Origin of the sequence: Croceitalea sp. MTPC5, assembly GCF_036985505.1 — a bacterium.
GTDB lineage: Bacteria > Bacteroidota > Bacteroidia > Flavobacteriales > Flavobacteriaceae > Croceitalea.
In genome coordinates this window covers 194,480-218,053 of record NZ_BTGQ01000006.1, presented here as the reverse complement: position 1 = coordinate 218,053, position 23,574 = coordinate 194,480, and the positions used below count along the sequence as shown (strand labels likewise).

General features: G+C 42.1%; 13 protein-coding genes and 1 pseudogene. 6 read left to right on the top strand and 8 right to left on the bottom strand.

What is annotated here, in order from left to right:
- The first annotated feature begins 96 nt into the window (after positions 1 to 96).
- The 6 genes from AACM45_RS17840 to AACM45_RS17815 are packed head-to-tail and all read left to right on the top strand — an operon-like array spanning position 97 to position 5,280.
- The gene (locus tag AACM45_RS17840; RefSeq protein WP_339144321.1) at positions 97 to 1,536 is read left to right on the top strand and encodes an ATP-dependent DNA helicase; all 1,440 of its coding nucleotides are present in this window, start codon (positions 97 to 99) and stop codon (positions 1,534 to 1,536) included.
- Positions 1,537 to 1,560: 24 nt separating this feature from the next.
- A complete protein-coding gene (locus tag AACM45_RS17835; RefSeq protein WP_339144319.1) occupies positions 1,561 to 2,127 on the top strand; it encodes a DUF4126 domain-containing protein in 567 nt (188 codons plus the stop codon).
- A gap of 31 nt (positions 2,128 to 2,158) precedes the next feature.
- Positions 2,159 to 2,872 carry a 3-deoxy-manno-octulosonate cytidylyltransferase gene (kdsB, locus tag AACM45_RS17830; protein WP_339144446.1) on the top strand — a complete coding sequence of 238 codons (714 nt, stop codon included), beginning with the start codon at positions 2,159 to 2,161 and terminating at the stop codon, positions 2,870 to 2,872.
- Complete coding sequence (locus tag AACM45_RS17825; protein ID WP_339144318.1) at positions 2,863 to 3,567, top strand: HAD family hydrolase; 705 nt, start codon at positions 2,863 to 2,865, stop codon at positions 3,565 to 3,567. The genes kdsB and AACM45_RS17825 overlap by 10 nt, the downstream gene beginning before the upstream one ends.
- Before the next feature lies 1 nt (position 3,568).
- Positions 3,569 to 4,696: an iron-containing alcohol dehydrogenase family protein gene (locus AACM45_RS17820; RefSeq protein WP_339144316.1), complete on the top strand. Its 1,128-nt coding sequence runs from the start codon at positions 3,569 to 3,571 to the stop codon at positions 4,694 to 4,696.
- Positions 4,697 to 4,734: 38 nt separating this feature from the next.
- Positions 4,735 to 5,280 carry a 1-acyl-sn-glycerol-3-phosphate acyltransferase gene (locus AACM45_RS17815; protein WP_339144315.1) on the top strand — a complete coding sequence of 182 codons (546 nt, stop codon included), beginning with the start codon at positions 4,735 to 4,737 and terminating at the stop codon, positions 5,278 to 5,280.
- A gap of 14 nt (positions 5,281 to 5,294) precedes the next feature.
- On the opposite strand, the gene AACM45_RS17810 is transcribed toward AACM45_RS17815, so the two are convergent.
- From AACM45_RS17810 to AACM45_RS17775, 8 genes and pseudogenes are all read right to left on the bottom strand, one after another.
- Positions 5,295 to 5,789 carry a hypothetical protein gene (locus tag AACM45_RS17810; protein WP_339144313.1) on the bottom strand — a complete coding sequence of 165 codons (495 nt, stop codon included), beginning with the start codon at positions 5,787 to 5,789 and terminating at the stop codon, positions 5,295 to 5,297.
- 216 nt (positions 5,790 to 6,005) lie between these two features.
- A complete protein-coding gene (locus AACM45_RS17805) occupies positions 6,006 to 9,476 on the bottom strand; it encodes a T9SS type B sorting domain-containing protein (protein ID WP_339144311.1) in 3,471 nt (1,156 codons plus the stop codon).
- Between the two features lie 220 nt (positions 9,477 to 9,696).
- Positions 9,697 to 10,276, bottom strand: a pseudogene (locus tag AACM45_RS17800) (REP-associated tyrosine transposase).
- A 302-nt stretch (positions 10,277 to 10,578) separates the two neighbouring features.
- On the bottom strand, positions 10,579 to 11,364 hold the full coding sequence (locus tag AACM45_RS17795; RefSeq protein ID WP_339144309.1) for a hypothetical protein: 786 nt from the start codon (positions 11,362 to 11,364) through the stop codon (positions 10,579 to 10,581).
- Between the two features lie 60 nt (positions 11,365 to 11,424).
- Positions 11,425 to 17,727: a DUF6443 domain-containing protein gene (locus AACM45_RS17790; protein ID WP_339144308.1), complete on the bottom strand. Its 6,303-nt coding sequence runs from the start codon at positions 17,725 to 17,727 to the stop codon at positions 11,425 to 11,427.
- Positions 17,728 to 17,749: 22 nt separating this feature from the next.
- Positions 17,750 to 20,794 carry a hypothetical protein gene (locus AACM45_RS17785; protein WP_339144307.1) on the bottom strand — a complete coding sequence of 1,015 codons (3,045 nt, stop codon included), beginning with the start codon at positions 20,792 to 20,794 and terminating at the stop codon, positions 17,750 to 17,752.
- Positions 20,795 to 20,825: 31 nt separating this feature from the next.
- Positions 20,826 to 21,956: a fibronectin type III domain-containing protein gene (locus tag AACM45_RS17780; protein ID WP_339144306.1), complete on the bottom strand. Its 1,131-nt coding sequence runs from the start codon at positions 21,954 to 21,956 to the stop codon at positions 20,826 to 20,828.
- Positions 21,957 to 21,968: 12 nt separating this feature from the next.
- On the bottom strand, positions 21,969 to 23,258 hold the full coding sequence (locus tag AACM45_RS17775) for a malectin domain-containing carbohydrate-binding protein (RefSeq protein WP_339144305.1): 1,290 nt from the start codon (positions 23,256 to 23,258) through the stop codon (positions 21,969 to 21,971).
- Positions 23,259 to 23,574: the final 316 nt, after the last annotated feature.

Below are 23,574 nucleotides of genomic sequence, written 5' to 3'. Positions count from 1 at the left end.
AGTGTTAATTAGATTTAGTGGTTATTCACAAATCTACAATTTTTTTTTAATCACAAAAGTTTTTGTCCTAAAAATGATGACTATATTTGAAGGCTTATGACCTACTTGAAAAGTCAAGATTTTTACAAACTTTTACTGGAAAATTTTCCACATAAAGCGACGATTTTGCAGGAGGTCACGCTTCAAAAATTAGCGGATTTTGCACTTGCCAATGAAAAGGAACGGCTGTTTCTATTGAAAGGGTATGCCGGTACCGGTAAAACAACGATTACAGGTAGTTTGGTCAAGAACTTATGGCGTGCCAAGATGAAGGCCATTTTGTTGGCCCCGACCGGTAGGGCGGCAAAGGTGATGTCGAACTATGCGAAGGCGCAGGCCTATACCATCCATAAAAAAATATACTTTCCGAAAAAGCAATCTGGTGGTGGCGTGCAATTTGTTTTGGCACCTAACAAACATAGGGACACTATTTTCATAGTTGATGAGGCCTCAATGATACCTGATGCCCCATCTGATTCCAAATTATTCGAAAATGGCTCCCTATTGGATGATTTGATCTATTTTGTTTACTCTGGCCATAGCTGTAAGCTGATTCTGATCGGCGACACGGCCCAACTTCCCCCCGTAAAATTGGATTTGAGTCCGGCACTCGATGAAAACAGGTTGTCGCTAAATTATAACAAAGAAGTGACTAAAGTAGAGCTGGACGAAGTGATGCGACAAGCTTCGGAATCGGGCATTCTATTCAATGCCACCAACCTTAGGGAACAACTTCAAAATGATTTTTTTGAGGAATTTAAGTTTCGAACCTCTGGGTTTACCGATATCGTGAGGTTGATAGACGGTCATGAAATACAGGAAGCCATTGACAATTCGTACGCAGAGCAAGGTAAAGAAGAAACCGCGATAATCGTAAGGTCCAATAAAAGGGCCAACCTGTACAATGAAAATATTCGCCAGCGTATTCTTTTTTTGGAAAACGAGATCTCCGTCGGGGATTATATGATGGTCGTCAAAAACAATTATTTCTGGTTAAAACCTAGCTCAGAAGCCGGTTTCATTGCCAATGGCGATATTATTGAGGTTTTAGAGCTGTTCGCCATAAAAGAGCTGTACGGGTTCAAATTTGCCGAGGTCAAGGTACAAATGGTCGATTATCCGAATCAGAAACCTTTTGAAACTGTTCTTTTATTGGATACCATAAAAGCCGAGACCCCTTCTTTATCGTATGAAGAGGGCAACCGCTTGTATCAAGAAGTTTCAAAGGATTATGCACATGAAAAATCAAAATACAAACGATTTTTGGGGGTCAAGAACAACAAATACTTTAACGGCCTTCAAGTAAAGTTTTCATACGCCATTACTTGTCATAAATCGCAAGGGGGACAATGGAACACGGTTTTTGTAGAACAGCCCTATTTGCCGAATGGGGTGGACAAAGAATATTTGAGATGGTTGTATACCGCGGTAACAAGGGCAAAAGAGAAACTGTATCTTATCGGATTCAAAGATGATTTTTTTGTTGATGGTGAATAACTTAATTTTAACAAAATAGAAGTAATGACCTCTGAGACCATTATTAGTTTGTTTTTGGGTATCGGTCTTGCAGCCTCTGCAGGGTTCAGGGTATTTCTTCCTTTATTCGCCCTTAGCCTTGCGGCTTATTTTGGTGTGTGGGACCTAAATGACAATTGGACTTGGATTGGAAGTCTGGCAGCGGTAATGACATTGGGTATTGCCACTTTGGCCGAAGTTTTCGCATATTTCATTCCTTGGGTAGACAATGCCCTTGATAGTATTGCAGTACCCCTTGCGGCAATAGCAGGAACTGCCGTAATGGTATCTACGGTGGTCAATTTAGATCCCGTGGTAACATGGTCTTTGGCTATTATTGCCGGTGGGGGAACGGCATCGGCCATTAAAGGTGCGAATGCCGCGGGTAGGCTTACCTCAACCGCTACAACGGGGGGCGTAGCCAATCCTATCGTTTCAACCGTTGAAACAGGCACTGCAGTAGCGGTATCGACAGCATCGATCTTAGTACCACCTTTGGCCATCATTTTGGTAATTATCATCTTAGTGGTCATATTTAGAATTTATAGAAAATTAAGACCAAGACGAAAATAAAACCCAATCCCGTACCGTGAGAATAATTTCAATGATACCGGCCCGCTACCAAGCCTCTAGATTTCCTGCAAAGCTGATGCAAGATCTACAGGGTAAACCGGTTATTTTAAGAACGTACGAAGCCGTTCTGGCCACCAACCTGTTTGACGATGTAGTAGTGGTGACCGATAGCGAGGTTATCTATGCCCTTATTAAAGAGAATGGAGGTAATGTGATGATGAGCAAGGGCACGCATGAGAGCGGTAGTGATCGTATTGCCGAAGCCGTAGCATCCCTAGATGTTGATATTGCCATAAATGTTCAAGGTGATGAACCCTTTATTGATAAGGTGAGTTTAGAACGTATTATTGCCGTCTTCAAAAATGATAAGGACAAAGAAATCGATTTGGCCTCACTGATGACACCCATAACCGATTGGGATGAAATATCGAATCCGAACACCGTAAAGGTCATTGTGGACGATAATAATTTTGCCCTGTATTTTTCAAGGGCCCCAATCCCATATCCAAGGGATAAGAATGCAGGAGCGACCTATTACAAGCATAAAGGGATCTATGCTTTTCGAAAAAGGGCATTGGCGGATTTTCAGAAACTACCGATGTTGCCCTTGGAAGCTACTGAAAAAATTGAAGCCATCCGCTTTTTGGAATATGGTCGGAAAATAAAAATGGTGGAAACCCATGTTACCGGTATTGAAATTGACACCCCAGAAGATTTAGAACGCGCAAAAAAGGCATGGAAATAGATTTTTCAAACATAAAAGTAATTGGTTTTGATGCCGATGACACCCTTTGGGTGAATGAAACCTACTTTAGGGAAACCGAAGCGCGTTTTGCCGAGCTTTTAGAGCATTATGAAACCAAGAATAAGATAGATCAAGAGCTTTTTAAGGTAGAGATGAAGAATCTTGAATTGTATGGGTATGGTATCAAGGGGTTCATGCTTTCGATGGTAGAAGCTGCTTTGGATTTATCCAATAAACAGGTAAGCGCTGATACGTTAGAAAAAATAGTGCAACTTGGTAAAGACATGATAACACATCCGGTTGAGGTTTTGGACGGCGTGGAAGCGGTCTTGGCGCAATTGGAAAAGAAATATCGATTGATCGTTTTGACAAAAGGTGATTTATTGGACCAAGAGCGAAAGCTTGAAAAATCGGGTCTATCCAATTATTTTCACCATGTGGAGGTTTTAAGTGATAAAAAAGAACGGAACTATAAAAACCTTTTGAATCATCTCGGGATAGCTGTCAATGAATTTTTAATGGTAGGGAATTCCCTGAAGTCAGATGTTATACCTATATTAAACATTGGTGCAAAAGCGGTGCATGTACCTTTTCACACGACTTGGGCACATGAAATGGTTTCAGACGAGGAGGAACAGGCCAACAATCATTTAAAATTATCCTCGATTAGGGATATTTTGAAGTATTTGAATTGAGATGGAGTTGAAGAATAAAACAGAAAAACAAAGCGTAACGCTGAACACAAAAAATAAATACAAGAACTTTCCCATGGTGCCCCGTGTGGTATTTGGCAGGGGTAGTTTTGACCAATTAGAGCAAATACTACTACCAAAACGAAGAAATTCAGATGCACCGTTTATCTATTTGGTCGACGATTTTTTTGAAGGAAAGCAATTGGAGCAAAGGATTCCTTGGTTGTTCAATGATCAGATCATATTCATATCGGCCGATGAGGAACCGAAAACGGGCCAAGTGGATGCCTTAGTTGAAAAAATCAACAATGATTTTGATGAACTGCCTTCGGGAATAGTGGGTATTGGTGGTGGCACTTTGCTTGATTTGGCCAAAGCAGTCGCCATAATGATGGTAAACAAGGGTTCTTCTAAAGACTATCAAGGATGGGACCTAGTTACCAGACCGGCATTATACCATGTGGGCATTCCGACGATTAGTGGAACAGGAGCGGAAGTGTCTCGTACCGCAGTATTATTGGGTCCTGAAAAGAAGTTGGGTATCAATTCGGATTATACTACCTACGATCAAGTACTTTTAGATCCCGATTTATTGCGTACCGTACCCCAAGAACAATGGTTTTATACGGGTATGGATTGCTTTATCCATTGTGTGGAATCTTTAAAGGGTACCTATCTGAATGCCTTTAGCCAGAGTTATGGAGAAAAGGCGTTCGAATTATGTAAAGAGGTATTTCTCGGTGATTTATCACAAGATTCTGCAGAAGAAAAACTGATGATGGCTTCATGGCATGGTGGTATGAGCATCGCCTATTCACAAGTTGGCGTGGCGCATGCCATGAGTTATGGGCTGTCTTACCTGCTAGGTATCAAGCATGGTTTGGGCAACTGCTTGGTATTTCAATATTTAGGGGAATTTTACCCCGAAGGGGTGGCCCTATTTAAAACGATGTGCGAAAGGCACACTATCACTTTACCCAAGAATATCTGCGCCAATTTAAGCGAATCGGAAATGGATACCATGGTTGCCGTGGCCTATTCCATGGATGCCCTTTGGGAAAATGCATTGGGGAAAGATTGGAAAGAACTGATTTCGAAAGAAGGAATACGTGCCATCTATCGCAACATATAAGATTCTTTTTTGAACAACCGTACTAAATCAAGAACATAATGCACCGTTTGGCCAAGTTCATCTATTTTAGGCTAATGGGCTGGAAATTGGTGGGTTCCTTTCCTGATTTGAACAAGTACGTGGTCATTGTGATTCCGCATACCCATTGGATGGATTTTATCATTGGTATTTTGGTTCGTGCCATTTCTAGGCAAGAAATCAACTATGTCGGTAAAAAGAGTTTGTTCAGACCCCCTTTTGGCTGGTTTTTTAAAATGACCGGTGGGGCACCCGTAGACCGTGAGAAACATTCCAATATGGTAGAGAGTGTAGCCGGTATCTATCAAGAGCGAGAAGTGTTTCGGCTGTGTCTGGCCCCCGAGGGAACACGTAAGAAAGTAACGGCCTTAAAAACAGGCTTTTATTATATTGCGAAATCGGCCGAGGTACCCATCGTTATGGTCGCCTTTGATTTTGCTAAAAAAACCGTTACTATCGCAGAACCCCTATATGTTACGGATAACATTAATTTGGATTTCAGAAAAATCAGGACCTTTTTTAAAGGCGTAAAAGGGAAAATCGCTGTAAATAGTTTTGGGGATTGACCCCAAGGTTCAAATTAAAATTTCTTCAAGATTTTCTCCTCGGTGTTTTTTGGTTTTTGCGAATTACCGGGAAATATGAGATTGGTACTGGAATAAGTGCTTCCAAAGGTGATTGCAGCCGTATGAACCTGATTGATAGCATCGATTAGTTGCCCTTCTGATAACTCTTTGAGCGGATGGATAAAAACGGACCAAACGATTTCATCGCTTAGCGCATATTTCACATCCAAAGCAGAGTGAAAATTGGCAACCAATGAATTTAATAACTGTTCCTCCTCTAATTTTTCTAGTGCTACAATGGGGGAGATGATGCGCATGCGGTTCGCATTTTCATCAAAAATACAAACGAGCATCGCCTCTTTGAATACAAACTGAACGGAGTTTCCTTTAACATCAACGGTATCTGCTTGTTTTTCGATGATTTCGATGAGGTCTGCCGAGGTCATGTTTTGGGAATTAACGTTAAGACTAAAAAAAACACTTAAGACTATGAAAAAAGAGGTGCGCATGAAAAGATTTTTAGATTAGGTCGTATGAATAAGTCAATGTTTACAGCAGTAGGTGAAATCGATTGACAATTGAAAATTATAATTTGGCTACTGAAGTTCCATTAGGTTCTTGGTTATGGCATTCTAAAGGTGCCAAGATTAGATTATCTAGGCTAAATAAAAGATTAAGGAGATTAGTATTATAACGCTACATTTTCACATGTAGGTAATTCTGTCTCATCGTTTCAAGGTAAAATGCCCTGTCATTTGTTGTCCATTACCGGTATCGAACCTGAACCAGTAATCCGCCGAGGGCATGGGGCTTCCCTGAAAGGTGCCGTCCCAGCCGGTATCGCTTGGTGACAGTTGCCGTAGCAATTTGCCATAACGGTCATAAATGGCGACAAGGGCATTAGGCATGTTCCCGGCCCCGATAATGTTCCAATGTTCGTTCCTATCATCGCCGTTGGGAGTAAAGAATTTTTGAAACCCTATGGCCATGACCTCTTGTTCAAGAACGCGGCATTCCAAAGGGTCACGAACAAAGACGGTGTAGGTACCCGGCAAGACCTCAAAGCTGTTCGATGACTGAAAGTCGGTCCCATCAATGGAATACTCAAAATCCCCGATACCCAAGGCGTCGACGATCAAGGTGATGCTATCGGAGAAACCACTGACATCCACCGTAAAGCTCTCGGGGGCACCGGAGGAAAGCACCTCGAAACTTGCCGTATTCTCACAAACCACTTCGTTGGTCGTTCGGGTCACCGTAAGGCTGTATACCCCCAATTCCGAAACGGCCAATTCTCGTTGCGAACCGACGATCTCATTATCGGCATTACGCCATTCATAAGTTTCAAAAATACCCCCGTCGATGACCAGGTCCGGACTATCGGGGCAGATCACATAGGTTTCCTCCAAATCCAATTGCGGCAATGGGTTTATGATAAGGTCAAAGCTCGACACATCGTAACAAATATCGAATTGTGAATGCTGTACCCGAACAAAAATGGTCTCGTTCAAACCGGTGTTTCGGTAGTCGGTTTTTGAAACGGCATTTTCATTGTTGAGGGCATCCAGTTCAGAACCATGGTAGCTCACTTGGTAGGTATCGGGATCTTGCCCGTTCAATACCTCGGTATCCTTTTGGGAGAGGTCGAAGCCATAGCTTCCCGTTCCGTCCACATCACAGATGACAATGGCACTGGGTGGAAAAGCGGTCGGGGTATCGAAGACCTCAAGCTGAAAGCTACCTACGTCGAAACAATGGGGGTTCAAGGTGTTCTCCAACCGAAAATAAAGGGTCTGGGGGTTGCCGGTATTCTGAAAAGTACCTGCGATGGGGTCTTGTGCCATTTCGGCATCCACCTGAGATTCGTAAAAGAAAACATTGGCCCCACTGGCCATGGCCAAGATCTCATTGGCCTTTTCGTTAAGATCAAAGCCGTATGTTCCATCATTATTGTCACCACAGACCTGCCAATCGGCAACGGTCTGTGCCATGGGGGTATCGAAAACGGTCAGGTCGAACGAGGTGGTATCAAAACAGGAAGTATCGGAGGCATTGGCGACCCGAACGTAAATCGTGGTCTGATAGGCGGTACTGGAATACTCAGTGGGCAACGGGTCGGTATTCGCATCGGCATCAGCTTGTGAACCGTGATAGCTGATGACCAGATCGCCCGCATTTTGGGCCCCGATGATTTCCGGTAGGGTAGCGCCCAAATCAAAACTGGCCTGTCCGTCGTTATCGTCGTCACAGACCGACAGATCGGTGGGGGTATTGGCCGTGACCCCTTCCAGGACCTCAATATTAAAGCTGCCCGTTCTAAAACAAGAGGTATAGGTACTGTTCTGAAATCGAAAGAACACTTCCTCTAGGGGCAGTGTATTGGTATAGGGAATGGGCAGGGGGTCGGTGCCGGCATCGGCATCCGCTTGGGTAGCAAAATATAGGATGTCGAACAAGGTCTCGTCCTGTCCATTGAATATCTCCGCATCTTTTAGGGTCAGGTCAAAGATAAACCGCCCATCGAGATCATCATCACATACGCTCCAATCGGTAACAACGTCCACTAAAGGGGCCTGGCGGGCCACCACATCGAATTGGGTGGTGTCGTAGCATAGGCTGTTGTTTGTATTGGAGACCCGAACAAATACGGTGGTGGTACCATAATCAAAAGAATGGACGGGGCCAATGGGATTACTGTTCGCATCGGCATCGGCCTGGGTCAAGAAATAGGATACCGTGAACGTATCGGGGTCTTGTGTGCCCAATACCGTTGGGTCAAAAGAAGTCAGGTCTAGATTGTAACTGCCGTATGAGGTACAGCCCAATATGTCCCCAGGGGTATTTGCCGTGGGTATCTCGAAAATAGTGACCTGACTGGTTTCCGTTTTGGTTTCTGATGCTGTGGACACCACCACACTGACCGTATAGGTGCCCGGTGCCGTATAAATATGTGTTGGGTTTTCCAATGTTGATGTAGTGCCATCGCCAAAATCCCAATTAATGGAGGTAATGGCCTCTGAAGTATTGATTGAAAATGCCGTGCTATCCCCAAAACAAAGGTTTTGTGCCTGAATATCGCCAACAAAGAAAAAAGATTGGATAAAGGGGGGTAGGCCTACATTGCTGAAACGCCCGCCCAAATCGATCACATTGAACTGCAAATTACTAGCTGCACCTAATAAATTTGGGTTTTGAATGATACTCAAGGAATTTTGAAAAAAGTCGGCGATATAAATTTTTCCATCTATGGCCAATTGCATTGCTGCATATTGTTGTGGGCCGAATGGGGTTGAAGCATACAACTCTAAGGGTATTGGGTTTGCAAGCTGGGTATCGAACTGGTAAATGGCCGTTGCAAAATAGCTTACATAGACAAACCTGCCAGATGGGGAAAATTCCGCACCATAGAGCACATCCCCAAATTCTCCGATGTCATCAACCAAATGTCGCGCATTACTAAATTGCCCTGTCGAGGCATCAAAATCCAAAAGTTCTGCAGAAACCCTTGAATGTACCACTACCGCTTTTGTACCATCGGGTGAAAACTTTAACTGACCCGATACACGGCCATCTATATCGGCAAACGTTGAAAGGTCAACCCCTACCGTACTCAAGACAGGGGTGGTGATAACCCCGGTCGCTGTAACCCGGTATGCATAAAATGATCCCGATAGATCATGGGTGACGACCCATATATCAGTTCCATTGGCATGTTTTACCGCGGTCAACTTTTCGGTTGCCGGAATCAATAACGGAATATTCTTGGTAACGACCTCACCAAACCCACCATCGAGTGACAGGTCAATAACGGAATAATGCACCCCAAGATTAAAATTGTCAAAAGCTCCCGAGGTAAAGATGTAATAGATGTTCGCCATACCTGGTGAGGGCACGATGATTCCGGCATTGGTCGATGAGGGGTGCCCCGCAAGGCCGGTGCCATTGGCCATTACCTGATGGTTTCGGTTCCATACGGTGAGACCGTCAGAATAAAAAAGCAAGTTTCCGGTAGCATCGGAAATAACACTACAACCCTCACGGGTAGCTATTTGGCCGTCTAATAGGGGTATCGGGGTGCCAGAGCGAAAATCAAGACCGGCATTTTCACCAAAATACCAAATAGAGGCCTCTAATTGGGCATGGACCGAACAGTACCAAAAGGTGGCTAAAAAAAATGTGAGTAGGCGTAAATTCAAGGTTGGTAAAGTATGTAAAAGCTTACACTAAAATAACGGTAATTCGTAGAAAACCAAAGGTCTTGTGGTGAAATTATAGAAATAATCGACATGCGAATACTAAAACGTAATTGGGTGTTCATTAGCCTTGATTTCTAGGGAGACCTATGGCAGTTCAAATGTTCTGCTAACGTTTGGTTTAACTTTTCACCCGCTACCGCCAGTTTGCATCTGGTGGCCACTACAGTAAATGAACAGATAGCCAACTCAAAAAACCAATATCATCTATTTCCAAAACCGTATGATCTTCGGCAACGTTCTTGGCACTGCTATATTTCCATTGTGTTGGTTCGGTAACAAAACCGGATTCTACTGGATTATTATGGATATAATCCATTTTTTGTCTTATGACCTTTGCACTCCACAGTTCGATAGGTTTGTTATGATGTTGCCAAAATTGATACTTTGAAACATTGCCTTTCTTTTTACCGGCTTTTTCGAACATCCACATTAACCATTCCTTCCTGCTCTCCTGTTGATTGTTTTGAATCGTCTTCAAGATTTTCTTTGAAGTGTATTTTTTAAAATCGCGCAAAACTCCCGACGGGTCTTCATTGGCTGACCGAAATATAAAATGGATATGGCTTGGCATAAAACAATAGGCGTAGACTTCCATACCTTTTTTCTTTTCTACAATAGTTCAGACTTTCTTCAAGGATACCCAAATATACTTGTCTTGTAAAAACCTCTATCCAATATACCGTTGCGAAAAAAACAAAATAAGCTCCTACTTTGTTATGAAACCTGTAATTTCTGCTCATAGTCAAAAATACAAAAGCACAAGATCTAAGCTATGGCTTCTCTAAGTTCTTACCTATCTGCCCATGCTGGCCACGAGTTGCAAACTCGCGGTTGCGGGGCTAAGCCGCATCTTATACCGTTCATAAAAAGACCATGACATCAAAGCCATAGTTCCTATCTCTGGTATTACTTACTCGGTATGTCACCCATCATAGACGGGCGCTAGCGGGGGGGACCAACAATCGGTATGTTCTCAAAAAAAAAATGATTTTCGACATGTTGTATTACCAAACAAGTGCGTCAACTATTTTACCACCTTACCTTATCGCTCTTGCTGTACAATTTCAATATTCTTATTTTCAATAAAACAAGAATTTTTAATTCCCAAGACAGGAGTACTGAAAATATCTAGAATCTCCAAATTAATAAAACCTTTAATGAAACAGTCGAAATTAAACTTTTCAGGCTGACTAATTATCAAACTTCTTAAAGTTTTTGAACTTCCCAAGTTTTTAGGAAAATCTTTAATCCCATTATTTTTTAAATAAACTACTTCTGTATTTTCAATGTTAATAGATGAAAAATCAATTTTCCGATTGGAAGTTAGTTCAAGGTAGTATAAGGATATTGAAAAATCAGCATGTTTGATTTTCGAATTTTTGATGCCCAAGGATTTAAGGTAATTTAATTTATTAATTTTCTTGGGAAGTCTTCGTAAAGATTTACTAGAGATGATTAAATGTTTGATGTTGGAAATCTTGTTCAATTCATCCACCAACCCATCGTAATCTATTTTTCTAATATGTGAGAGGGATAAAACTCTTAAGTTTTTCAGAGAATTTAGAAAATCAAATTCTAAAAGTTTTGTCTTATATATATGTAATTTGAGTAAATTCGAGAATTGATGAATATTTTTTAAGAAATAGCTCATCTCCTGTTTATTGGTAATTACAATCTTATAAACTTCTTTTGGCTCTATCTTGTTAGACAGAATGTCATCTATGTAATAGCTTTTAGTGTCATAATCGAAATCAATTTTATTGTTGATTGATTGATGATAGTCTAAATTCAATTGATTTTGACCAAACAAAAACGAATTGGTCAGCATAAATATCCAACATGAAGCAGTTATTATAGTCTGGGAACAATATAATTTCATATTTGCTAATTAATATTTTTGTTTGAAGTAAACACTACTTTTTAGTTTTACGAACTTCTTATTTACAATCTTTGTTTCACCTTTCCTGTTTCGGCTACTATTTGCCTTAATAATAAACACTTTGTCCTTCCTAGTATTTAAAACTACATTAATTGAATGAGGAGTTTTCGCCGCCGTCTCATAATCCGCGGGGCTTGGTTTTTCTCCAGCAGAATATGTGGTTTCCTCTGTATCATGTTTACTAGGGTCAACATTATGAGTGTGTGCAACCACCTTCACAATGCCTTTTTTCGAAGCAGGTAAATTTGATAAAGGGTCAATATGTGCATTTTCTCCAGGAACGTATTCCTCGCCTGTCACATTATGATTATATGTAGTTCCGTCTTTTTGCTCAATATTAGTTGAAGAAAATTCTCGATCATTGTCAGATTTGGCTTTTGCAACCATTGTTGCATGCTCCTTTTTTACATCATTTGCTGGTAATTCGAATGATTCGTCCAATTCATTTCTCTCAATTGTTTTTCCATTATCTGTAGCTTTTTGAACTTTTCTTTTTGATGAGCCTTGAACAACATAAACCTTTCCGTCAGATGCGCCTTTAGAATCTTCACCTACTTTATTACCGTCTTTATCTATGTAGATGCCATCATTAACATATGGGCTCATCCCATCAGGATCGATAAAGAATATGGGATTGTTGAACGCATAATTATACGGACTGTGCCTACGCATTTGCTCTGCCAAAGGGTCGATATTCATCCACCTTCCCAAAGATGCATCATAGTTTCTAGCACCGAAGTCATACCAATCAAGTCCAAGTTCTTCATTTAGCTCTTTTCCATTGTATCTCCACTCATCAGCGATACCATTTACGTTCGGACTGATTGCAGAATTATAGCCCTTATGCTCCAATCCAAAGGGATAGTAATTCTTCTCGCTGATTATCTCTGTACTTGGGTCTATACTCCCATCATTGTTGGAGTCGGCGTATGTGAGTCGGACGTTGCCTAAATGGTCGGTATATTGATAGACATAGCCATAGCCTCCATTTTCGGTACTTATATAACCTTCGGGGTGGTTAAAGAACTGCAACGTTTCGGCATTGCTTTCCAAAGTATAGATATAATTGCCCGCATATATGGTCTGATTGAGCCCCATAACCTTTTTGAGTTTTACACCGGTCGCATCATAAATATACGAAATTGTACCGTTGCCCTGCTCATTGGCGATGGTGATCGTGGTCGGTAGGTTCAAATGGTTGTAGGTTATACTGGTGATGCCCTTATTGGCATCTGAGGTCATGTTTCCGTTATCGTCGTACCCATAATCGTCACCTTCGGGGTTACGGTCAACAAATTCGCCCATACCAGAGGTCGCATTGGCGGTCACGGCATCGGTCACACGCCTTAAGCGGTTGGTACCCGAAAAGTACTGGTAGTTCAAGTCGTCCATAGTACCAAAATGGGCATTGTTGCCCCAGTCGGGCATGGCCTGTAGGTGACCTTGCCGCGATAGGTCGGTAATATTACCATTTTTATCATATTGCACGCCAGATAGCCCAAAGCGCCCCATATTGTCGGTCGCCGATGTAATACGGTTTAGGGCATCATAGGTATACCCGTAGCTTTTTAGGCTACTGTCGTCATTATCGGTACGCCACTGGGTCTGTGAGATATTACCGTTGTATAAGGGGTTCGCCCCTTGGTCATACCCGATATTAAAGGCAAAAAGATCTTTTTTACTAGGGTCCGCATTCAAATTGTCGACATCATTGATACTTTTTAACCAACCCCTGATATTGTATTTGTAATCAACGGTCTGTAGGCCATTTCCCGTCGCATCGCCACCTACTTTTTTACGTTGCAATTGACCCAGTTCGTCATAGCTATTGCTTACGATCAGCTCTTGCCCGGCACTATTGCCATTATTGGCATTAGGGTCAATACGTAAAGTGACCGTACCACTTATAGTGGCGGTGTCTTCTGCTGTAATACTCATGGTCGCCACCTGATCCGTAGTAATGGTACCTGACAATGATAAGTTGGCCTCTACGGTCGTACCAGAACCACCAGTGGTCGGGCAGGTATTGCCCAAAGCACTATCACCGATACATTGGGTCTGGGTCAACAGCCTGCCTACATGGTCATAGGTAAAATTGTCTAGGGTAACCACATTGGTGATCCCTAGGTTATGTGCCGAACGTACTATTAAAGGCCTGCCCACAAAGTCGATTTTAGTAGTAATCAGATCTACCGACCCCAAATATCCATTTTCGCTATAGGTATAGATGAGATGACCCTGATAATTGTAACGGTTCACCGTGGTGGTCCAAGCATTGGTGCCCAATACTTTTACCTTTGAACCGGTGGCCATGCCTTTTACCCGTTCATCAAGATCTTCATCAAAGACTTTGGAGGGCGGATTGGGCTCATTGCCCCTGTCAAAGCCATAATCGTCATAATACGTAATGGTCAAGATTTCGGTCAACTGTGCTACTGTTGACAAAAGGGTAGGATAGGCGCCGTCGTTATAAGAAACATCGGCACTGCCAAAGTTGTTTTGGCCTGTACGCCCCACCCAGGGCGCTGTGGTCAGACCGTCGACCTCTTGTTGTACATCGGTTCTTGAAATATCGTTGGCAACAGTTGCCTTACCGGTATAGGCCACACGACCAAAGGCATCATATTTGGTAAAGAGCCATTCATTATTTACCCTTTGGTTGGCGTCTTGGGTCATGATGGGTAGGTCAAGTTTGTTGTAAACAATATACTCCTTTTCTTTGCCCGGTAATTGTTTTACTACTATGCGGTTGCGATGGTCATAAGTGTATTGGTAGCATAGTGCTGCCAACTCATTTGCAGAAACCCCATCAGAGGTATCGACTAATGGAGGCAATACATAGGTCAGGTTGCCATAGTCATCGTACACATAATAGGTATCGTGGGCCACTTCATTGTCATAGGTGCGCTCTAACAGTACCCTTCCCTGCTTATCCACAAACTCTTCAGTGCTATGGTCCTTATCAGTACCCGAATGGTTCTCGTCATAGGTCACCGTTTTGGTAAGCTCTGCAGCACCATAAAAGCCATCTTCTGCCAAGCTGGGTACGAAGGTGTTGGTATCGGCCGAGTTATCAGTGGTTACGTAGTATTTTTTGACCTCGGTCGCCGAATTGCTTTGATAATCGAACGCTATGGTATTATCAGCCCCCGAAGGATTGACCAACCATGTCTGGCCTGGGGCACCTTGTTTTAAGACCCTATTTAAGGGCGACGGTTCAAAATAGGTTTGTGAAAACGGATTGGGTGCGCTCGGGTTAAGGTCTTCTGCATATTCTTGCAGGTACCAAGAATCCGTTTCCGATTTGGCATCAAAACGATAACTTGCCAATTCATCGGTTGCCTCTTCATAGGGTAACCATTGACGATGCGTTCTATTAAAGCCGTCAAAACCAATATGGGTCACCAAATCATTCTTGTCAGGTGTTTGGTCAATGGCAATTTGTTGCCGAGGCCTACCCAGCCCATCAAAATAAGCAATCTCTTGTATGACCTCATTTGATGGAACAAAGAAGTTTGAAAGTGCACTATCGCGCCCTACCTGATACGTTCTAGTGTATATATAATTGTCTGGGTTATGTGTAGCATTGGTATCTATCGCATCGGGGCACGCATTGGTAGGATCATTGAAATTAGGACAATTGTCTAAATTATTATCAACATAATTTTCAGGTGCAGCACACTCAAGGGCGCTAGGGCTGAAGGGATCCCCGAGGCCGTCGCCATCAAAATCGAGGTAATAAATGGTATCTGGTATATTGACCGTTGCAGTCACCAATGTTCTTGAACTTTCACAAGCGTTACCCATTGTGCCCACCTGATAAATGGTAGTTTCGGTTATGGAGTCTGCAAAAGAACCTCCAAAAGGTACCGTGCTAATGAACGTGCCATCTTCTGTATAAAAATTGTAAGTGACATCGGGATCTACCCCAGAAAGGACAGGTCCGTTGTATTCTGGCATCAAGACAATGTCACCAGGGCCACAGATGGCTACCTCGGTAACAGTAGGCGGAACGACCGTATTTGAACCTGTGGTATAGCTTTTTCGCAAAGAGGTCGCGCTCCAACAGCCATTGCTAAATGCCCTAAGAAAATATTCCGTACCTGAAAAAAGTTCAATGGACGCATTGTCCAAATCGCCACTCATTTCTTCTCCAAAGGCTTCACTTTGCCAATACCAGGTAGTGCCATTGGGGGGATTGCTGTCCCTGGTCAAGGTAACTGAATTACAAGATTGGTTCACTTGTATGGTCGTATTGGGTACTGCAGGTGATTGCTTCACCGTATAGGGGACTTCGAGTGCATTACCCCAGCACCCCGTAGCCTCGTTTCTTGGTCTTAAAAAAAGATTTTCGTAGGTCGTGAATTCTAGGGTTGGCTCTTCAGCTTGGGGGGAGTCGTCCTCACCATTGGAAGTAGTTTGCCAAAACCAATTGAACCCGTTCGGAGGAGCGTTTCTTGTAATCACCGTTTGGTTGCAGTTTTCCGTAATTTGACCAATGGCACTGCCCAAAGTCAAATCTGATGGTACACTGTATACCGTAGCGGTAACCAAGGTCTTTGGTCCTGTGCAACCATTGATTTTTGCAGCGACCTTAAAGATGGTCGTCGTGGAGAGGGTTCTGGTAAATGGGGTGCCCACCGCCACTTCGTCAATTTGAACGTCATTGGCGTCGTACCATACGTAATGTGATGGACCGGTCTGTCCCGTTTGTGTGATATAAGCTGGTGTATAGTTAAAGGTGCCCGGGCCACAAGAGCCTTGGTTTTCTTGGGAGGGTATTTGGGGTGCTAAAATACCGTCAGATCCTAGATTGTACGTAATAGGAAGTGCTGCACTCCAACAATTGCCTGATTTTGCCCTGATGAAATAGGTGCCCGAGCTAAATAATTCGATGGAATTAAGACCGGCATTGCCATTCGTATTGACATCATCGGCCGTTGATTGCCAGTACCAGTCGGTGTTGGCTGGTACATCTGCCGTGTTGTAGGCCAAGGTAGTACTGGTACAACCTTGATTTATACTAATATCTTGAATGAGCGGAACAGCTGGTGTGGCCATGATGGAGAACGTTTCTTGACCTGAAGCTCCCCAACACCCGGTTGATTCATTATAAGATCTTAGATAAACGGTACCTGGCGAAGTGAAGTTCTTACTAAGGTCAGCATCATTGGTCGAAACATCGTTGGCACCTGTTTGCCAATACCATTTAATAGTACTGTTGGGAGCTGGTGGATTCAACATGCTCACGTTGGTTACATCACAAGATTGATTGACGCTTATAGTAGGTGTACTTGGCAATGGATTTACAGTAAGCGTAAAATTCTTTTTTGGACTTATACAACCGTCAATAATAGCCTCAAGTTGATAATTGGTACTCGTTTGTGAGAGATTAAAAGATTGGTATGCCGAGGGTTGTGTTTCGCCAATAAACACTCCGGTGGCACTATACCATCTAAAACTATCCGCAACCCTTCCGTTTTGATCTAAATAGCCCCCTCGGACAGATATGCTCCCATTTCCACAACGTTCCGTCGTACCAATGATATCGGGTTCGTTTAAAGAAGGTTGCACTGTTGAAAAAGTAACTTCCCTTGGGTTACTCCAGCAATTGCCTGATTTTGCCCGTAAATACAATTTACTACCACTGGTAACCACTTTTGGGTTGTCGTTATCAGTTTGTGAAACACCGGTGGAAATAGTTTGCCAGTACCATGAACTTGGCCCGTTATGTGATAAGGTCACCTGCCCGCATCCGCTTGGCGTAACAGTGACCGGTGTAGGGGTAGCAACGGTATTTTCATCAATTAAACCGTCGCAATCGTTATCCAACCCATCACAGATTTCCGGTGCCCCAGGATATACGGTCGCCCCAACCCCCTCAGTATCATTGCAATCATCACCATTGGTGGCATATCCATTTGGAACAGTACAAAGTAAAAACGGAATTTTTTGATTAGGGTCACCATAACCATCACCATCACTATCTACCCAATGATCTGAACTAGGTAGGTTGTCATCAGTATCGTCACAATCTGATGAATCACTGACATAACCAAAAGGTTGGCTTGCCGAACATGTAGTCACATTGGGATCTCCATAGCCATCATCATCGGCATCCCTGAACCATCTAACCGATCCAGGGGGAAATCCTTCTTGTTCGCATGTCGGTTGACCACCGCCGCCGCCAAATTGGGCAAAAGCAATCTGGGCAAAAAATAAAAACAAAATAGTTGGATATATGTTTTTCATGATATTCATTCTAATGGTTGTGTTAGTTTTGAATTGGGGTTGCGTATCCGTAGTCATAATCCTTTAAAAGATTTCCCTCTTCATCTTTGACCGCTTCTAAACGGTTAAAATCATCATATTCAAATTGGGTTTTAAAACCACGATGATCGGTTATGCTTTTTACCCCCACCAAGGGTTTGTAATCGTAGATGGTCACCAAGGTTTCTGCGAGTGAGCGTAAATCGGCTTCTTGCTCATCTGAAAGTCCACTTGACCCCAAGTCGAATCCGGAGGTGAAACTGCTCAATGCCTCTATGGCCGCGACCGATGAATTTTCTATTTTCGCCACTGGGTATCTTTGGTCATACCCCCATAGATATACTGTTGTAGGGCCATTGGTCTGTTTTGAGGTTTTCAGATTACCGTTGGCATAATAGGTGAACTCTGCTCGATTGTCTATTGTAACATTATCTTTTTTGGTCTTCACTAGGGTTGGCATCATTACTGCCCCTGCGGTTCCATATTCGTTTTCTGTAATGGATATGGTTCTCTCGTTCACGGTACCCGGGTCTTTAGTGTTGACAATTTTGACTTCTTCTATGAGATTATTGTAATCTTCAAGTTCCGAAGAACCAAGTACCACATTATCAGATGGGTAATATTTTAAGGTTTCAAATACTTCTCCTTTACTGGAAGTAGTTCTAATTTTTCTAGGCAAATAAAGCTTATCCGTGGGGTCAATATTCCCTTGGCCATCATCTTGGCTTGTAAAAATGATGTCTTGGGTAGTTGTTACGGTCTGTGATGTTCCATTAGCTTTTGGTAAGGCTTGTATCGTTACTATTTTGCGTACTCCACCATATTGTCCTAATGCTTGCGTTTTTTTGCCCCTTAAGGCGTTGTTGTTTGCAGAGAGTCTAACATCATATGGACAATTTGCATTATTTACATTTTGAAAACATGGGTTCATATCATTTTCATCTGCTACATCAGCTCTCGCAATATTGCCGATTTGGGTCAGAAATAACCTTTTATTTTGAAACTTTTCTTTTACATATACAACATAACCGGGCACATTAAGTACTTGTTGCGCCTTATAGTAAATAGTGCTATCTTTCTTTACAAGATTTCCATTGCTGTCGGTCTGTATTTGTTGGAAAGGCATACCTACCTCAATATTGCCTGTAAACCTGTTTGCAAATGGGGGGCTCAGATTAGAAATTATCCCTTTATTGCCCGTATAGAACTCATAAGTGGTAATGCCATTGTTTTGACCGATATTATCAATTCGTCTTTCATTGACTTTGCCATAGGTAACATAAGGTTCGGATCCCTTTGGTATGGAAGTGTATCGAATCAGCTGTGTGGATAGGTTGTCAATTGTCTTTACTTCAGAAAGCTTCCTTTCGTTTTTTTTAGGATTTGAATAGGAATATTTTTTAATAGAGGCAGGTAGGCCGGTATTGGCGTAATCTGTGATGTTCTGGATACGGATACCTCCAATATCATTGTTCTGATCTTTATGGCCCTCAAAGGTGAAAATGGTATATCCTTTAGTGGGGTATATGATTTTGTTGAGAATACCCGTTCGTGCATGGTAACTGTTTGGATTTCTATCCCCTCCAGGGAATGAAATACCGGAAGTGGAATAGGCTTCGTAAAAATTTTGCCCGCATTTACCGTTGTAATATCCCCAATAATCTTGTCCTGTGCAATCTCTCGAAGGCAGGTCGTTGGGTCTCTCATATTCAAACCGATAGGTTTCATAAGATATGTCCCCATCATTCCCTTTGATGGTGATACCATCCAACTTTAAACGGATATCCTTATAATTTGCCCAGTCATCAGAATTGAAGTACGTAGCATTATCGAATTCAATTCTTTTCAAGGTTGAGGGGTTAGCGACCTGCCCTCCTTGAAAATCAAAAACGTTCATTGCCGTATACTTTGAATTGGTTCCTTGGTCAAAGTTTAGGTCATCCCTATTTCCATGTTCCATTGAGACAACTATTTTTCCATTGTGCTGGATAGAACCAAGCAGTTGTTGCTGAACTTTATAGACGACATTTGTGCCCGTGGTTTCAGGGTAGGGATAATTATGATTTGGATTGTTGTTCGAAACAATCATATTTGAAACTCCTGCAGAAGAAAACCCTTCTTCTTGGCTCCAATAGCCTAAATTGTTGTAATTGAACACGTAATGGTCTTTACCATTTGCAGAGGTAATCGAAGAAAGTAACCATGAAGAATTGTAAGTGGTATTTGCATCCCCTTGACCGATTACCGAGCCTCCTGCTCCCGAAGTCGAACCATCTGCTTTTAGGTTTTGTCGAAAAGTCTTTTCGGAGGTATTGAAATTGAAAACGGTTCCATCTTCATTGGTTACGGTCCAACCCGTAATGCTTTGATTTAGCCCCGTAGTACTACGTGTTATTTTGATTCTGGGATTATTTAAGGCTTTGGGTGTATTGTTATCGGTATAATCAATTACAAGGGTTTCGCTGATACCGGGTACGTTCAAGGAGTAATAGTCTGGTTGTGGGTCAATATGATTATTATTGGCCAGAAGTAGAAACTCGTAATAGTCTTGTCCGGCCTGTAAGGAAGAAAATGTATTGTTACTGTCCCTGTCTTGATTGGCGGAATAATCTAGGACTTGATTTTTAATGGATAATCCTTGGGGGCTATTATTATTATAAATTGTTCCATAAGTACCAGAGTCATAGTCATCGGGAAGGCCATTGACCATTCTAGAGATACGGCCTCCAACCTGTAAGTTCCAGCCTAAACCCATCGGGGTGGCAATTTGTTCCACTTTTATGCCAGAGGCATCATAGGTCAATGAAATGGGGAGGTTCATTTCCCTTCCCTGAACGGAATGAAGGGGAATGTTGATTTGAGGAACCCCGGAATATAAACTCACTTCGGTATCACCGTATTTGGCAAAAGCTTGGGCCTCAGGAGAGTTGGGGATATTGACCATTTTGCTGACAAGACCCTCATAGAAGTTTTCTTGTTCGCTTCCATCGTCATTTTGTGCAATAGCTATGCCCGAGATTAAAAATGAGAGTATTAGGATTTTCTTCATTTGTATGTTTTTTTGGTACTATTGTTTTTGATTAATTAGATTGATTTTCCAATTTTTGAATACGTTTCTCTTGTTGAAGGATGTATAAGGTAAGCTCTTCAATCTTCTTCAGGAGTAGCTTGTTCATTTCACCCAATTCAATACCATTTTCTTCAACTTCTTGAGCAGAAGGGATATTGGGCAAATGCCCTTTTTCATTGATATGTTCTTGTATTTCTTTTAAAGTGGGCAAGTCATACTCTTTTGAAAAGACATAGTCGGGCCAATTATTTTGCTCAACACGTACCTCTTTAGAACGGATTTTGCCATTTACGGCCAGCTTATATTCGGTTTGGACGGTTGTCACCCCGATGCCAACTTGACCGTTATAGCTTGCCGTTGTATTGGATTCGGTCCAGACTGAACTACTGTTGCCCCCTCCACCAGAACTTGCGTTGGTGGTGACTGTCAGGGTATTGCTATTGGCACTTTCATTACCCGCCGAATCCATGGCCCGAACCTTAAAATCATAAGAAGTAGCCGGTGATAAACCGTTAACATCGTAGGTAGTGCCAGCCCAGTTCGCGGCTATTTCAACATTGTCTTGGTAAATGTTGTACCCTGTTACCCCTACATTATCCGTTGCTGCATTCCAGCTAAGGGCAATGGTAGTGGTCGAACTTGCAGTGCCGGTCAATGATGTTGGGGCCGAAGGCGATGAGTTGTCTGGGGTAGGTTTTGTAAAGGTTATGGTAAAGATATCATCGCCCAAAAGTGTCCCTCCCGCACCATTCTGGCTCCAATATTGTATAGTAAAAGTGATAGGGACATCCAAATAGTTTGGAAGGGTGATCCAACTATAGAAATTGCCACTGACATCTTCTTTGTAGGCATAGGGGGCAACACTTTCTATATTGTCTTCATTGATACTAGTGAGAAATCGAACACTCTCTTCCGTTGCACCACTAGGTGGTATTGCCACAATATTCAGACTATCTCCTACCACATTTAGATTGTAGGTGTCCCCAGGCATTATATTCAAAATTGGTTGATCGGTCAGCGAGTTGATTAACTGGGGTGTTCCGTAATCAATTTGCGCATTGACAAGATTGCACTGTGATAAAATACTGACTAGGATAACTATTATTAGATGGTGTGATACTTTAATTACATTTGGCTTCATAGTTTTTTGATTTTATTTTTCTTTAATTTGGTTGATTTCCTTTTTTAGTTGGATAATATGGAGGGTTAGCTCTTCGATTTTCTCCAAGAGTAGCTTGTTCATTTCTCCCAGTTCAATTCCGTTTGCCTCAACTTCGCTAGCAGAAGGGATATTGGGCAAATGCCCTTTTTCATCAATATGTTCTTGAATTTCTTCCAAGGTGGGCAGTTCATACTCTTTTGAGAATACATAGTCGGGCCATGATTCTTGGTCCACACGGACTTCGCGGGCACGAACGTGACCTTCAATGGCCATTTTATAGCCGTTTGGTACCGTTGCACGGCCTATGGCCACTTCACCAGAGTAACTTGCAGTGGTATTGGCCTCTGACCAAATAGATGATCCATTTGATGTACTGCCCCCAGAGCTTAAAGTGGTGAAATTGATTGTAGGAGTACTAACTGAACTGATATTTACAGGACTTGCATTATCATAAGCTGCTACTGAAATATTGTATTGTGTTTGTTCATTTAACCCTGCTATTGTAGTGGTGGTCGTGGTAACGTCCTTAATTTCTATTCCGTTATTGTAAACTTTATAACCCGCTACATTTCCTCCCCCGTTATCCGATGAAGCGGACCAGGCAATGTCAGCCGAATTTTCAGTGACATTTGTAACTACCAAGTTGGTAGGAATAGTAGGAGCCTGATTATCCCCACCATTTTCTATCCTAAATAGTTCTATGGCATTGACTAAGGCATCATTATCTTGATTTGTGAACTTAATGACCAAACTACCCCCGCTAATATTTACTACCCTATTAATTTTTGCGACCTTCTTGGCCCCGTCCATAGGGTTTGTACTTGGTAATGCTGCCTCTGTCATAATGTTATAATCATCAAAAACATATTGTCCATTATTGATGTCTATATCAAAGATTCGGGTATTCCAATTAGTGTTGATTACCCCGTGGTAAGGTTCCGCAAAATGAAGGATAATTCGGTATTGGTGTATATCGGATAAGTTGTTAAAGGTATAATTGAAATCAATTTCGCCATGATTGCCATTTCTATTCAAAAGTCTAGACTTTAAATAGGGCTCACTTAGCTCAGGAGATACATAACTGAGATGTGTCAAACTACTGGAAAAAGAACTGAACGAAACATCTGAATTAGAAGTATCGGCATCATAAACCAGACCATCAGCACCTGTTACTTGATTTCCGCCGCAGTTTATTCTTTTGATTAAGGTCTCTTGTTGACCATAACTACAGGTCAAGGAAAGGATAAGAATAAGGAGTGTTGTAAAAAGGGATGCTTTCATTGTGAACAATAGATTTTAGTTAGAACCAATCAAAGGATTCTATCAAAATACTATCGTAATAGAAATTTACCTGAGGCGACTTTTTGAAAGTGACAAGTTGATTGGTTGTTGGCTTAAAGCTAAGAGATCTATGTTTTAGTGAATTGCATAAAAACCATAGAATATATATGGGTTTTATATGGTCTAATTTTAGGTTTATGGAATTGATTGGATTTCAATAAACTACGATTTTCTGAACTTTGTAAACTGATTACGAATTGGAAGATTTAACTTTTTTTTAATACAGAAAATCCTTGTAAGGAAATCTTGCCCCCTT

Bases quoted from the DNA above. Each gene is read 5' to 3' on its own strand.
- AACM45_RS17840 (WP_339144321.1), top strand. From the start codon at position 97: ATGACCTACTTGAAAAGTCAAGATTTTTACAAACTTTTACTGGAAAAT.
- AACM45_RS17835 (WP_339144319.1), top strand. From the start codon at position 1,561: ATGACCTCTGAGACCATTATTAGTTTGTTTTTGGGTATCGGTCTTGCA.
- kdsB (WP_339144446.1), top strand. From the start codon at position 2,159: ATGATACCGGCCCGCTACCAAGCCTCTAGATTTCCTGCAAAGCTGATG.
- AACM45_RS17825 (WP_339144318.1), top strand. From the start codon at position 2,863: ATGGAAATAGATTTTTCAAACATAAAAGTAATTGGTTTTGATGCCGAT.
- AACM45_RS17820 (WP_339144316.1), top strand. From the start codon at position 3,569: ATGGAGTTGAAGAATAAAACAGAAAAACAAAGCGTAACGCTGAACACA.
- AACM45_RS17815 (WP_339144315.1), top strand. From the start codon at position 4,735: ATGCACCGTTTGGCCAAGTTCATCTATTTTAGGCTAATGGGCTGGAAA.
- AACM45_RS17810 (WP_339144313.1), bottom strand. From the start codon at position 5,789: ATGCGCACCTCTTTTTTCATAGTCTTAAGTGTTTTTTTTAGTCTTAAC.
- AACM45_RS17795 (WP_339144309.1), bottom strand. From the start codon at position 11,364: ATGCTGACCAATTCGTTTTTGTTTGGTCAAAATCAATTGAATTTAGAC.
- AACM45_RS17790 (WP_339144308.1), bottom strand. From the start codon at position 17,727: ATGAAAAACATATATCCAACTATTTTGTTTTTATTTTTTGCCCAGATT.
- AACM45_RS17785 (WP_339144307.1), bottom strand. From the start codon at position 20,794: ATGAAGAAAATCCTAATACTCTCATTTTTAATCTCGGGCATAGCTATT.
- AACM45_RS17780 (WP_339144306.1), bottom strand. From the start codon at position 21,956: ATGAAGCCAAATGTAATTAAAGTATCACACCATCTAATAATAGTTATC.
- AACM45_RS17775 (WP_339144305.1), bottom strand. From the start codon at position 23,258: ATGAAAGCATCCCTTTTTACAACACTCCTTATTCTTATCCTTTCCTTG.